The sequence below is a fragment of the Dactylosporangium sp. NPDC005572 genome, assembly GCF_040605515.1.
GTDB lineage: Bacteria > Actinomycetota > Actinomycetes > Mycobacteriales > Micromonosporaceae > Dactylosporangium.
On sequence record NZ_JBEXCY010000050.1, the window covers coordinates 13,942 to 26,329 of the forward strand.

Here is a 12,388-nt window from a genome sequence, read left to right on the forward strand (position 1 = left end):
CGCATGCTTCGCCCGTACCGGGTCCTCGCCCTGCTGATCGCCGCCCAGGCCGTCGTGCAGTCGGTCGCGGCCGGCTTCTTCGCCGGCGCGCTGTACCGCTGGATCGCCACCGACGGCGCGGAGGGAGTGGGCGACCACTCGGCGCTGCGGGCGCTGCCCGGCGAGGGCCCGGTCATGGCGCTGGACCGCATGGTCCTCGACAGCGCCGAGCGGTGGCTCTCCGGCGGCGCCGCCCTGACCGTGCACCGGATCACCGAGCTGTGGGTCGCCCCGCTCCTGGCCGTCGCGCTGCTCACCGCACCGCACGCGTGGCGGCGCACCGCGCCGGTCGCGGGCGCGGTCGCCCTGCAGTGGCTGACCGGCCTGGCCGCCGGGTCGGTGCCGGTGGCGGCCGCCCTGCACGAGCTGGCCGCGTTCGCGGTGTTCGTCACGGCACTGGCCGCGGCCGGCCTGGTCCACCGCCGCCCGGCGACGCTCGCCGCCCTCGTCGGCGCCGCCGCGGTGGCTTCGGCGATGGCGCTCGCCGCCGCGGCCGCGAGCGTCGCCGCCTACGTCACCGGGAGCCGCTCCGTGGTGTACAGCAGCATCCTCACCACGGTCGCCGGGGCCGGCTATCCGGTGTACCTGCTGCTGGCCGTCGTCGTCACGCCGCTGCTGGCACTCGTGCTGGTGGTCGTGACCCGCCGCTCGGTCGTCGTGCTCGCCGCGGCCCTGGCCCACGGCGGGTTCGCCGTCCTGGCCGTGCAGTCGCCGTGGGCCGCGGCCGCCCTGCAGCTGACGGGGTTCGCGGTGCTCGCGGCGGTACTGTTGTCCTCCCCTAGGGTGTGAACGGTGACGGCGGCGACGACCGACGATGACCTGACACCGGCCGCCCGGGCCATCCTCGAGCACCTCCGCACCCGCTTCGGGGGCCGGCAGGTCGACATCCTGGCGCCGGCTCCCGGCCCGATCCACGAGCTGGTCCCCTCCCTGCACGTCCTGAGCCTGCGCCTGCCGGAGGGCGGGTGGCTCTACGCCACCGCCGGCCTCTGGGACGCCACCCAGGAGGGCGGGCACGGCCTGGAGTTCGTGCTGCACGCGCCGATGGCCGCCGACGAGGTGCACGTCGAGACCCTGACCATGGCCGCGTTCTACCACGCCTCTGGCGGCGACTACACGCTCGGCCACGGCCACACGGTGCCGATCGGCCGGCCGTGGTGGCGCGGATCGGCGTGCGACCACCTGCTCGTCAGCCTGCCGTACCCGTGGGGCCCGTCCCTGGAGACGTGCACCGTGCCGGGCGGGCACGCCCGGCTGCTGTGGCTGCTGCCCATCACCGCGGCCGAGAAGACGTTCCGCCACGACCACGGCCTGGAGGCCCTCGAACAGCGCTTCGAGGACGCCGGCATCATCCCCACCGACCCGGACCGCCCGTCGGTCGCGCCCTGACGGCGCCTCGGTCCGGTGGACGAGTCAGTGGTGATCGTGGAGGCGGGTGCGGAGCGCGTGTAGCTGGGCCGGCGACAGGCCGTGGGTCAGCAGGTAGTCGTCCGCGCTGCCCCAGCGGTCGTCCACCAGGGCGAGCATCGACAGGATCGCCTCCGGCTCGCACTCGCCCGGGGAGTCCCAGCAGACCGACGAGAACGCGTAGTCGGCGGCGATGACGTCGTCCGGGACGCCCGCGACGCGCAGCAGCAGGGCCACCAGCATGCCCGTGCGGTCCTGGCCGGCCTGGCAGTGCACGAGCACCGCCCCCGGCGGGGCGTCGGCGACGGCGGCCACCGCGGTGACCACCCGGCGGGCGTCGCCCGCGATCCGGCAGCGGTACAGCTCGTCGACCCCGGCCAGGTCCGACAGCTCGTCGGCGGGATCGTCGTCCGGATCGGTGAAGGGGATCAGGCGGTACATCGGGTCACCGGCGAGCACGTTCGGCCGCAGCCGCGCCTCGTCCGCGCAGCGCAGGTCGATGACGCGGGTCACGCCGTGTGCCCGCAGCGCGGCGATCCCGGCCGCGGTGAGCGCGTGCGGCGAGTCCGCCCGCACCACGGCGCCGTGCCGGACCCGGCCGCCGTCCCGCGTCGGCAGCCCGCCCAGGTCGCGGGCGTTGCGCAGGCCGGGCCAGTCCAGCCGGGTGATCGCCATCCACCCAAGCTATCTCTCTGACGGCGTGCGGCTCGGCCGAGCCGACGAAGTCGAGGACGGGGTCGTACCGACGACCTCCCGCCGCGTCGTTCCGGTCACCATGACGACCTGGAAGACGGATCCTTACCGGGTACCGCTGTGATGACATAGGGACATGATCATCTCGCGGCGGGTGACGGTCGTCGTCTCGGCGGTGGTCGCGGTCCTGGCGGTGCTCGCGGTGGCGGCGGTGCTCGTGCTGCGGCACCGCACTCCTGTGGCCGCCCCCGCCGCCGTCGGGGATCTCCCGAACCCGACGGTGCGCGACGTCGGCGACCCGATCAAGGTTGCCGTGACCGCCGACCAGGCGTTCTCCGTCGCGGTGCCGGGCGTGGGCCAGGTGACGGCCCCGGCCGGCAGCTTCTCGTCCACCGGCTCGGTCACCGTCCAACGGCTCGCGGCCGAGGCGCCGGCCGGTTCCCTGGTGGAGGTCGCCGGCCCCGGCATCGACGTGTCCTTCAGCGGCACGACCCTGAGGAACCCGGTCACCGTGACCTTCGACGACCCCGCGACCCGGGACCGCCTGCCGTCCGGCGCGTTGCCGGTCGTGCTGCACCGGCCGGGCGGCGGCGTCTGGGAGGCCCGCTCGGCCCTCGCCGCCGCGGCGGGCGGGCCGCCGCAGCTGGTCACGACCGACTTCTCGCCGAACCTGCTCGGCTGGGTCAAGCTGCCGGACTGGGCCAGGAACCTCGGCGACTCGCTCGCCGACGTGGCCACCCAGCGCACCGACCCGCGGCCCTGCGCGGGCGGCGCCCCGAAGTGGAGCACGGTCAGCAACAAGACCACGCTCGTGCACCTGTGCGCGATCACCAACAAGGACCGGGCCGAGCTGCAGGTGCAGACCAACCGCCGGTTCTTCGAGTGGGTCAGCGTCGCGCCCGGCGCCGAGTACCTGTACGTCAACGACGAGCAGGACTGGTTCCGCAGCGCCCTCGCGAACGTGACCAACCGGGACCGCAACCGCGAGGTGCTGCTGCCCGGCAACGGCTGGCTGAGCGCCGGCTACAAGCAGCCGGAGCGCTCCGAGGACAAGGCGTTCAACGCCTACATAGACCACATCAGCGCCGCGTTCAGCGTCGGCGGCGCGATCCTCGGCCTGGACCCGCGCGACAACGTCCAGGGCTCGTTCCTGACCGTCGTGCAGTGCCTGGACAAGCTGCGCACGTTCCCGTCGTGGGACAGCGCCAAGGACTTCGTGCAGTGCTTCGTCGAGAACTCCCTGGAGAACCTGGCGAACCCTGAGAAGGCGTTCAACCAGGCGATGGGCCTGTTCGGCGAGGCCGGCTACGCGAAGGAGGCCGAGGCGTCGCTGCGCAAGTCGATCAACCGGCTCCGCCTGCTCGGCCGCCTGATCAAGATCTTCGGCGTCGCCGGGGTCATCACCGCCACGTTCTCCCAGCTCCCGGACGCGTTCTCGCAGTGGGGCAAGGACCAGCCGGGCGGGTTCACGCTCAAGCTGACCGGCTCGGCCGCCGCCGTGACGGCGTTCCGCACGGTCGACCCGTGGCGTGACGGCGCCGCCGGGAAGGCCACCACGAAGGCCGCCCCCGCCGACAGCTCCTGCATCCCGTCGGAGCTGGCACCGCGCCGCGACGGGTACCGCTGCTTCGTCGGCAACCAGATCCAGGACCCGTGCTTCGCCAGCCCGTCGAGCAGTACCGAGTTCCTCTGCGCGCCCGGCACCACGACGGGCACCTGGACGCGGTACACCGGACTCGCCCACGACCCCGGCGACGCCAACGACGGCACGCCCGGCAAGACCGACGTGTTCATGGTGAAGCTCGCCAACGGCGCCGAGTGCCGCCGCCGCTCGGGCAGCGGCCCGCAGGGCGTGCCCGGCTACCCGTACTGGGTCGGCGGCTGCACCGGCGGCCCGTTCGGCTCCAGCGGCGTGATCTGGCGGATCGGCGCGGACATGGGCTCGGCGCCGAACTTCCCGCTGTACCCGACCGACGACCCCCGCTCCTGGGCCGCCGCGGTGGAGACGTCGCCGGGCAGGGTCGAGCGCCTCCCGGTGGTGACGGCCTGGCGATGAGCGACACTGATCTCTCGTGGACACCAGTGACGTGTGGCGCCTCGTCGACGAGGCGCGCCGGGAGTTGGGCGAGACGGCCGAGGCCGGCGAGGTCGCCGAGCGGATGGCCGCACTGCTGGCCCGGCGCGACCCGGCCGAGATCGTCGCCTTCGCCCAGCCCCTGTGGGACGTGCTCACCGAGTCGTACCGCGCCGACCTGTGGGCCGCCGCCTACCTGATCAACGCCGGCGCCTCCGACGACGGCTTCGACTACTTCCGCGGCTGGCTGGTGGCCCAGGGCCGGACGGTGTACGAACAGGCCCTGGCCGACCCGGACAGCCTCGCCGGCAACCCGGTCGTCCGGCGGGCCGCCGCGGACGACGAGGAACTCGAGTGCGGGGAGATCCTCGGCGTCGCCTGGGACGCGCACCTGGCCGCGACGGGCCGCGAGCTGCCCCCGGGCGCGTTCACGATCCGCCACCCGGCCCTCGACGCGGCGTGGGACTTCGACTTCGACGACGGGTCGGAAATGCGCCGCCGCCTGCCTCGCCTCACCGAGCTCTACGACGGCCCGAAGGGGTAGTCACCAGGACGCGGCGAGGCCGGGTCACGCCAGCACGAGCAGGTCGAGGGCGTCGACCACCGGGCCGTCCGCGGTCTCGGCCGCCGCGCGGAGGCGGGCCACGCCCGCCGCGTACGCCGCGTCGGTGATGAGCTGCAGCGGCGTGTGCGCCTCCCGGCGCAGGCCGGCCGTGAACTCCCGCAGCGACGGCGCGGTGACCTGGGGTACCGGCTCGAAGCCCACGACGGTGAAGCCGGTGAATGCCTCCTCGACGCGGGCGGCGCTCGGGTACCGGTCGAGCACCGCGACGGCCTCCGGGAAGTACCGGAACAACGCGACCCCCTCGGGGCGCCCGGCGAAGACCGAGCGGATCAGCACCGGGCCGCCCGGCCGCAGCACCCGGCGGATCTCCCGGGCGGCGGCCGCCAGGTCCGGGATGTGGTGCACGACGGTGGAGAGCCAGACCGCGTCGACGCTCGCGTCGGCCAGCGGGACGGCTGCGGCGTCGCCGGCGAGCGTCGGCGCGAACACCGCCCGCTCGCGCATCGCCGCCGACGGTTCGACCGCGACCACCTCGACGCCGGGCCACCACTGCCGGAACGCGCGGGCCCAGCTGCCGGTACCGCTGCCGAGGTCGAGCAGGCGCAGCCCCGGGCGCGGGTCGAGGTACCGCAGCATCGCCGCCCGCCACTCGCCGAGCGCGTCGTCGCCGAGGTGCCGGTTCGCCGCGAACGCCGCCGCATCGACACCGTTGTACGCGATGAGGCCCATGCGCCGAGCCAACCCGCCCCGGGCCGTGGATGGCAAGGAGAAGTGCATAGGCTCACGGGTATGACATTCGCGACGGAACGGGCGGCGCTCATCGCGGTGGACCTGATGCCGCGCATCGTGGAGCAGGACCTGGGGCCGCACCGGGGTGCGGACGTGGTCGCGCGGACCGTCCGCCTCGCCGACGCCTTCCGGCGGGCCGGGGGCACGGTCGTGCTGGTGCGGGTGGAGCGGCCCAATGTCACCGAGCAGCCGCCCGGCAGCGGCTTCGTGCCGGAGCTCGAGCCCCGCAACGGTGACGTCGTCGTGGTCAAAAGGACGATCGGAGCCTTTTACGGTACCGACCTGGCCGCCGAACTCCGCCGGCGCGGGATCGACACGGTCGTGATGACCGGCATCGCGACCACCATGGGCGTCGAGTCGACCGCGCGGGCCGCCGCCGACCACGGCTTCGAGGTGCTGTTCGCGGCCGACGCCATGAGCGGCATGACGGCCGCCGAGCACGAGCACGCCCTGTCCGTCACGCTGCCGCGCTTCGGCGACGTCCTCGGCACCGAGCAGGTGCTCGCCCTGGTCGCGTCCGCCTAGCAACTCCGGTTGACTAATCTCCAATTAGTCAACTACGGTTGCTTGCATGCCCGACGTCACTGTTCCCCGGGATCCCGCCGACGCGCTGGCCGCCGTGGCCGCCCTGCGCCGGCTGGCCGACCAGCTGGAAGACGCCGCCGTCGAACAGGCCATGCGAGCCGGCTGGGGCTGGCCGCAGGTCGCCGAGGCGCTCGGCGTGACCCGTCAGGCCGTCCACAAGAAGCACATCAAGCGGCTGATCGCCGCCGGTGTCGAGCTGAGGAGGCGCTGAGCCGTGGCCGAATTCGACCGGTACCTCAAGACGATGCTCACCCGGGCCGAGACCGAGGCCCGCGCGGACGGCTCGGCGACGGTGGAGGCGCAGCACCTGCTGCTCGCCGTCGCCGCCGACCCGGACAGCCCGCCCGGCAGGGTCCTGGCCGAGGCCGGGCTCGACCACGCGGCGATCCGCGCGGCGCTGCACCGCGAGTTCGAGGCCAGCCTGGAGACGGTCGGGATCTCGCTGCCGGCGCTCGACGCGGGACCCGCCAGCCCCGACCCGGACCGCACGCCGCGCCCGGGCGCCTCGATCCAGCTCGCGCTGGAGCGCGGCGTCAAGGCCGGAGCCGGCGGGGACCTGCGCCCGGCGCACCTGGTGCTCGGCATCCTCCAGGCCGAGGTGGGGACGGTGCCGCGGGCACTCGCCCTGGCCGGCGCCGACCGCGGCGCGCTGATCGCCCGGGTGCGGGAGACGCTGCGGTGATCGAGGTCGATGGATTGCGGATGCGGTACGGCACCCGGGACGTCCTGCACGACGTGTCGTTCCGGGCGCGGCAGGGCGAGGTGGTGGCGCTGCTCGGGCCGAACGGCGCGGGCAAGACCACGACGATCGAGATCCTGGAGGGCTTCCGGATGCGCTCGGCGGGCCGGGTGACGGTGCTGGGCACCGATCCGGCGCACGGCGACGAGCGGTGGCGGGCCCGGCTGGGCGTGGTCCTCCAGTCCTGGCGCGACCACGGCAAGTGGCGGGTCCGCGAGCTGCTGGCCTACCTCGGCGGCTACTACGCCCGCTACGGCCGGAACATGGACCCCGACGAGCTGATCGCGGCGGTCGGGCTGACGGACCAGGCGCACCAGCAGGTCCGCAGGCTCTCCGGCGGGCAGCGCCGCCGGCTCGACGTGGCGATCGGCATCGTCGGCCGGCCCGAGGTGCTGTTCCTGGACGAGCCCACGGCGGGCTTCGACCCGCAGGCCCGCCGCGAGTTCCACGACCTGGTCCAGCGCCTGGCCGACGAGCACGGGACCACGGTCCTGCTCACCACGCACGACCTCGACGAGGCCGAGCGGCTCGCCGGCCGCATCGTCATCCTCAGCGGCGGGCGGATCGTCGCCGACGGCACCACGGCCGCGCTGGCCCGGCAGATCGCCGGCCGTGACGAGGTGCGCTGGACCCTCGGCGGGCAGCGGTTCATCGAGCTGACCGACCGCTCCACCCGGTTCGTGTTCGACCTGTTCCGCGAGCACGGCGACAGCGTCGCCGACCTCGAGGTCCGCCGGTCCTCGCTGGAGGACGCCTACCTCGCCCTGGTGCGCCGGGCCGAACTGAGCGGAGCCGCGCGATGACCACTGTGCGTTCGGGCCTGCGGCAGGGACTGATCGAGCTGCGCCAGTCCTTCACCGGCGGTGAGCTGATCGGCAACCTGTTCTGGCCGCTCGCGACCCTGGTGGCGATCTTCCTGCTGCGCCACCGCCCCGTCGACGGTACCGAGCTGGGGCTGGGCACCCTGGTCCTGCCCGGGGTGCTGGGCATGTTCGTCGCCCTGGGCATGCTGCTGATCGTCCAGCACCTCACCGCCGACCGCGAGGACGGCACGCTGCTGCGGGCCCGGGCGATCCCCGACGGGGTGCGCGGCTACCTGATCGGCAAGCTCGTCACCGTGTCGGCGACGGTGCTGGCGTACCTGGCGATCCTGCTCGTGCCCGGCATGCTCGTCGTCGACGGCTTCCGCCTCGGCGACATCGCCTGGCCCACCCTGGCCTGGGTCCTGCTGCTCGGCCTGGTCGCCACCCAGTCGGCCGGCGCGATCCTCGGCGCGCTGCTCAGGAGCTCCCGCGGCGCGGGCATGCTCTCCGTGCCGATCCTGGCGCTGATCGCGATCTCCGGCATCTTCTACCCCGTCAGCGCCCTGCCACGGTGGCTGGAGTGGGTCGCGCAGGCGTTCCCGGTGTACTGGCTGGGCCTGGGCATGCGCTCGGCCCTGCTCCCGGACGCGGCGGCCGCCGTGGAGATCGGCGGCACGTGGCGCCACCTGGAGACGGCGGCGGTGCTGGGCGCCTGGGCCGTGGCGGGCCTGGTCGTGGCCCCGCTCGTACTGCGCCGCATGGCCCGCCGCGAGTCCGGCTCCCGCGTCGCCGAACGCCGCGAGCAGACCCTCCAGCGCGTCGGCTAGGGCGCGATCAGATGTCCGGCGATTCCTGGTCGATTTCGGCCAGGAACCGCTCGGCGCGGCGCGCGAAGAGGTAGGCCCCGCGTTCGTCCGATCGGGCGCGGGCTGCTTCGGCGGCGGCTCGCACGACGTCGACGGGTTCGCCGCGGGCGTGCAGCAGGCGCGCGCGCAGCAACAGCAGGAGCCCTTCGGCGAACCGTTGGCCGTAGGTCGTGATGGCCTGGTCGGCTCGGTCGAGGGCGGTTGCGGCCGCGTCGGGCATGTCGGCGGCCAGCCACATCTCGGCGATCAGTCCGTAGTGGTATGCGATGCCCCAACGCGGCGGGTCGAGGAGGGTCGCGGCCAGGAGCTGTTCGGCCTCTGCCGCCTTGCCGGCCGGGTCGTCGCCGGTGAGTGCACAGGCCCAGAGCCGGTCCAGCAAGATGTAGTGCTCCTGCGCGACGCCGGAGCGGTCGGCGCCGGCCGCGATCCACCGCTCGCCCGCCCACATCACCCATCGCGCGTCACCGGCCATCGAGGCCGCCATGGTGTGGTAGTACGCCCAGACCGTAAACAGGTCTTCGTCGGCCAGGTACGCCGTGTCGATCGCGGACCGTGCCGTCTCGACATCACCGTGCAGCGCGGTGATCACGGCCAGCCAACCGATCCGCTCGTTCGGCACCTTCCACGGCCGGGCGTCGCCGGCACCACGGTGCGGGCTGGTGTGGCCCTGCTCGCTGAAGCAGCGGTACGCCTCGCCGATGTTGCCGATGTCCCACTGGTGCAGGCCCCAGGCATGCCGACCGTACGCCTGGACGGTCGGGTCAGCGGACGCCTGTCCTTGCTCGTACACCCGGCGAGCCCACCTCCCACGGTCCTTCTCGATCACGGTGTAGGCCCCGACCAGCCGAACGAACAGAAAGTCGGCGGCCTGCGTCTCGCGGCCGAGCATGCGGGCCACGTACTCGGCCCGCTCCAGCAGGTCGAACGTCGAACCGCCGTATCCCGCGTGCCTCCTGGCGACAAGGGTGAGCAGTGACAGGACCGACAGCTCCAGGTCCCGCAGGCCGGCCGTGCGCGCGATCTGGGCGGCCGACTCCAGGTGCCGGCCGGCGGCCGCGAACGCGAGTTTGGTCGCCGCACGGCGCCCGGCACGGGCCAGTGCCTGAGCGGTGCGAGCCGGGTCGGCGAGCGGGCCGGCGGCCCAGAGGTGGTGGGCGAGGCGTTCGGCGACAGACTCGTCGTCCACATGGGTGCGTTCGAGGGCGTCGGCGACCAGCAGATGCAGGTGGACGGTCTGCTGCCGCGTCGTGGTCTCGGTGACCGACTCGCGGACCAGGTCGTGCGCGAACCGTAGCGAGTGCGGGCTTTCCGGCTTGGTTTCCAGCAGACCGAGCGCCTGCAGCGGTTCGAGGCGTTCGAGGCAGTCCGCGACGTCGACGCCGCCTGCGGCGGCGAGCAGGGCGAGGTCCACGTCGCGGCCGATGAGCGCGGCGACATGCAGCAGGTCGCGAGCGCTGTCGTCGAGACCGGCCATCCGGTCGCGGACGACGTCTCGTACGGTGGCCGGTACCCCGGCCGGCACTGCTGCCTCGCCGTCGCGCAGCGAGCCGCCGTCGCTCAGGAGCCGGGACAGCTCCCGGACGAAGAACGGATTGCCGGCCGTACGGGTATGGATGCCGCGGGCGACATCAGCGCCCGGGTCCTGGCCGATTTCGCGGCGGATGAGCTCGGTCACCTCGCTCAAGCCGAGCGGGCCGAGCCGGATCCTGCGGTGATCCGGCAGCCGACTGGCCGCGGCCAGGACCCGCGACAAGTCAGAGCCGGGTACGGGTGCGCGATCACGGAGCGCGCCGATGATCACCGTGCCGGCGGGTAGCCGCGCCGCGAGGTGGCCGAACAGCTGGAGCGAGGCGGTGTCAGCCCATTGGAGATCATCGAGGATCAGCAGCGTGGGCCGTTGCGCGGAGGCCTGCCCGACTACGGTGACGACCTGTTCGAGCAGCCGGAACTGGGCGCCGCTGTCAGGAACCGTTGGCGCGGCCGCGCTGTCGTTTCGCGGTTCGAGGAGGCCGCCGAGATCACTGGCGAGCCACTTCTCCCGCAACGGCGCCGGCAGGCTGTCGAGGATCGGACGCAGCGCCTGCTCCCACGGCCACATCGACGGTGTTCCATCACCTTCCAAGCAGGAACCCCAGACCACGAACGGGCCGAGCCGGCTCGCCTCGGCGGCGGTTTCCTGCAGCAGGCGGGTCTTGCCCACGCCCGGTTCGCCTTCGACGATGGCGAGCGCCGAGCGGCCGGTGAGTGCCATCTCGACGGCTTGCCGCAGGACGGCGAGCTCCTCGGCCCGGCCGACCAGCCCGGCCGCTCGCACCGACGCGCCGTCATCCCCGACGTCCGCACCCGTCACGACCGGCGACGTCGGAGGCTGCGCCAGTACCTGCAGATATGCGGCCTGCAGCGCCGGGCCGGGCTCGACACCGAGCTCGTCGGCGAGGCGGTCGCTGACCGTGCGGAACGCCGACAATGCCTCCGCACGGCGTCCCGCGGCCCCGAGGATGGCGATGAGGCTGGCCTGCACCGGTTCATGGAACGGCGCCATCGATGCGGCCAGCCGCAACGCCGGCAGCACAGGCACCGGCCGGCGCAGCGACATCGCCAGTTCGGCCGCTGCAGCGCACGCGGCGTGGAACTCGTCGTCGAGGGCCGCGAAGATCGGCAACGCGGTCGGCCCATGCGTGAATCCGTCGCCCGCACGGCCCTGCCACAGGCCGAGCGCTTCGACGTAGCGATCAAGCGCCGTTTCGTGACGATGCTGTGCGAGGGCCTCTTTCGCGGTCTCGACGAGCTCCCGGAAGGCGACCAGGTCCAACATGCCGGAAGGCGCCGCGAACAGGTAGGTGTTGCCGCGGCGGTGCAGGTATGAGCCGGTACTCCGGGAGGGGATCGCGGGTTCGAGCAGCCGCCGCAACGCGCCGACGTACTTCTGGATGACGTTGAGCGCGCTGCTGGGAACGCCGGCGCCCCAGATCAGATCGATCAACTCGCTCGCGCTGATCGGCCTGCCCACCCGAGCCAGCAGCAAGGCCAGCAGATACGCCTGCTGCCGGGGACCGGTGTCCAGCTCGACACCGTCCCGCCACACCCGTAACGGGCCGAGGACCTGCAGGCGCAAACCAACGCCACCGACCGGCCGCCCCTCGTCGTCAGGCTGGACCGGATGAACTGGCAAGGCCACGCCAACCCCCGCGAACATGACAGATAGTCCGCTGACCAGCCGTCGAACGCGGAGTTGCAGCGCGCGCAAAGCCTACCGGTCCAAACCCTGCCCAGAAACCCACCAAAACGTCGATCCGACCAGGCACGCAGCCCTGCGAACGTTGGTGGACACCGCGCTAGCCGCGGGCCACGAGGATCTCGGCCAGTTGCCGGCGCACCTTCCGCGAGGTGCCCGGCATGGTCGCGAGGACCTGGAGCTCGGCGGGTTCGAGCTCGGGCCGCCCGGCCAGCGCGAGGGCGGCCGAGTACGGCCGGACGACCCGGTGCGCGAGCAGCCCCGTGACGCGCTCCAGGACGCGGAGCAGGACCTCGCGGTCGGCCCGCGGGTGGGCCGCGAGGACGCGCAGCAGGTGGTTGGTGTCCCACACGCTGAACTCGCTGTCCAGGATCCGCAGCAGCGCGCCGGGCCCGGTCCGCGGCTGCTGCGCGACCGCGAGACGCACGAACGGGTAGGGGCTGCCGGCGAGCGCGTCCAGGCCCGCCGGGTCGAGCCGCGGGTCCGCGGCGGCCTGCCGGTAGTGCACCGGCGACCGGTTCACGGCGGGCAGCAGCGACTCGAGGTCCACGCCGGCCACGGTACGCGTCGCCACGAGCACCTCCCACGACCCG

Annotated in this window: 13 protein-coding genes; 9 read left to right on the forward strand and 4 right to left on the reverse strand. The window is 73.4% G+C overall.

Going from position 1 to position 12,388, the window contains the following annotated elements:
- The first annotated feature begins 3 nt into the window (after positions 1-3).
- Complete coding sequence (locus tag ABZS66_RS24010; protein WP_354761153.1) at positions 4-828, forward strand: hypothetical protein; 825 nt, start codon at positions 4-6, stop codon at positions 826-828.
- Between the two features lie 3 nt (positions 829-831).
- Positions 832-1,428 carry a suppressor of fused domain protein gene (locus tag ABZS66_RS24015; protein WP_354761155.1) on the forward strand — a complete coding sequence of 199 codons (597 nt, stop codon included), beginning with the start codon at positions 832-834 and terminating at the stop codon, positions 1,426-1,428.
- Between the two features lie 24 nt (positions 1,429-1,452).
- On the opposite strand, the gene ABZS66_RS24020 is transcribed toward ABZS66_RS24015, so the two are convergent.
- Positions 1,453-2,121, reverse strand: a complete 669-nt coding sequence (locus tag ABZS66_RS24020) for a tyrosine-protein phosphatase (RefSeq protein ID WP_354761157.1) — start codon at positions 2,119-2,121, stop codon at positions 1,453-1,455.
- Positions 2,122-2,275: 154 nt separating this feature from the next.
- Here ABZS66_RS24020 and ABZS66_RS24025 point away from each other — a divergent pair, with 154 nt between their 5' ends.
- Together ABZS66_RS24025 and ABZS66_RS24030 are read left to right on the forward strand one after the other, a co-directional pair.
- On the forward strand, positions 2,276-4,195 hold the full coding sequence (locus tag ABZS66_RS24025) for a hypothetical protein (protein WP_354761159.1): 1,920 nt from the start codon (positions 2,276-2,278) through the stop codon (positions 4,193-4,195).
- A 16-nt stretch (positions 4,196-4,211) separates the two neighbouring features.
- Positions 4,212-4,757, forward strand: coding sequence for a DUF4240 domain-containing protein (locus tag ABZS66_RS24030; RefSeq protein WP_354761161.1), 546 nt, complete (start codon positions 4,212-4,214; stop codon positions 4,755-4,757).
- 24 nt (positions 4,758-4,781) lie between these two features.
- Here ABZS66_RS24030 and ABZS66_RS24035 read toward each other — a convergent pair whose 3' ends face one another.
- Entirely contained in the window at positions 4,782-5,507 is a 726-nt protein-coding gene (locus ABZS66_RS24035; RefSeq protein WP_354761163.1) for a class I SAM-dependent methyltransferase, read from the reverse strand.
- A 60-nt stretch (positions 5,508-5,567) separates the two neighbouring features.
- On the opposite strand from ABZS66_RS24035, the gene ABZS66_RS24040 reads away from it, so the two are divergent.
- The 5 genes from ABZS66_RS24040 to ABZS66_RS24060 are packed head-to-tail and all read left to right on the forward strand — an operon-like array spanning position 5,568 to position 8,521.
- Positions 5,568-6,092 carry an isochorismatase family protein gene (locus ABZS66_RS24040; protein WP_354761164.1) on the forward strand — a complete coding sequence of 175 codons (525 nt, stop codon included), beginning with the start codon at positions 5,568-5,570 and terminating at the stop codon, positions 6,090-6,092.
- A 46-nt stretch (positions 6,093-6,138) separates the two neighbouring features.
- Positions 6,139-6,363 (forward strand): hypothetical protein, encoded by a 225-nt coding sequence (locus ABZS66_RS24045; protein ID WP_354761166.1) that lies wholly within the window; start codon positions 6,139-6,141, stop codon positions 6,361-6,363.
- 3 nt (positions 6,364-6,366) lie between these two features.
- A complete protein-coding gene (locus ABZS66_RS24050) occupies positions 6,367-6,834 on the forward strand; it encodes a Clp protease N-terminal domain-containing protein (protein ID WP_354761168.1) in 468 nt (155 codons plus the stop codon).
- Positions 6,835-6,854: 20 nt separating this feature from the next.
- On the forward strand, positions 6,855-7,694 hold the full coding sequence (locus ABZS66_RS24055) for an ABC transporter ATP-binding protein (protein WP_354761233.1): 840 nt from the start codon (positions 6,855-6,857) through the stop codon (positions 7,692-7,694).
- Positions 7,691-8,521, forward strand: a complete 831-nt coding sequence (locus tag ABZS66_RS24060) for an ABC transporter permease (RefSeq protein ID WP_354761170.1) — start codon at positions 7,691-7,693, stop codon at positions 8,519-8,521. Before ABZS66_RS24055 ends, ABZS66_RS24060 begins: the two co-directional genes overlap by 4 nt.
- A gap of 7 nt (positions 8,522-8,528) precedes the next feature.
- On the opposite strand, the gene ABZS66_RS24065 is transcribed toward ABZS66_RS24060, so the two are convergent.
- Positions 8,529-11,675: a BTAD domain-containing putative transcriptional regulator gene (locus tag ABZS66_RS24065; RefSeq protein WP_354761172.1), complete on the reverse strand. Its 3,147-nt coding sequence runs from the start codon at positions 11,673-11,675 to the stop codon at positions 8,529-8,531.
- A 220-nt stretch (positions 11,676-11,895) separates the two neighbouring features.
- A complete protein-coding gene (locus ABZS66_RS24070) occupies positions 11,896-12,369 on the reverse strand; it encodes a hypothetical protein (protein WP_354761174.1) in 474 nt (157 codons plus the stop codon).
- Positions 12,370-12,388: the final 19 nt, after the last annotated feature.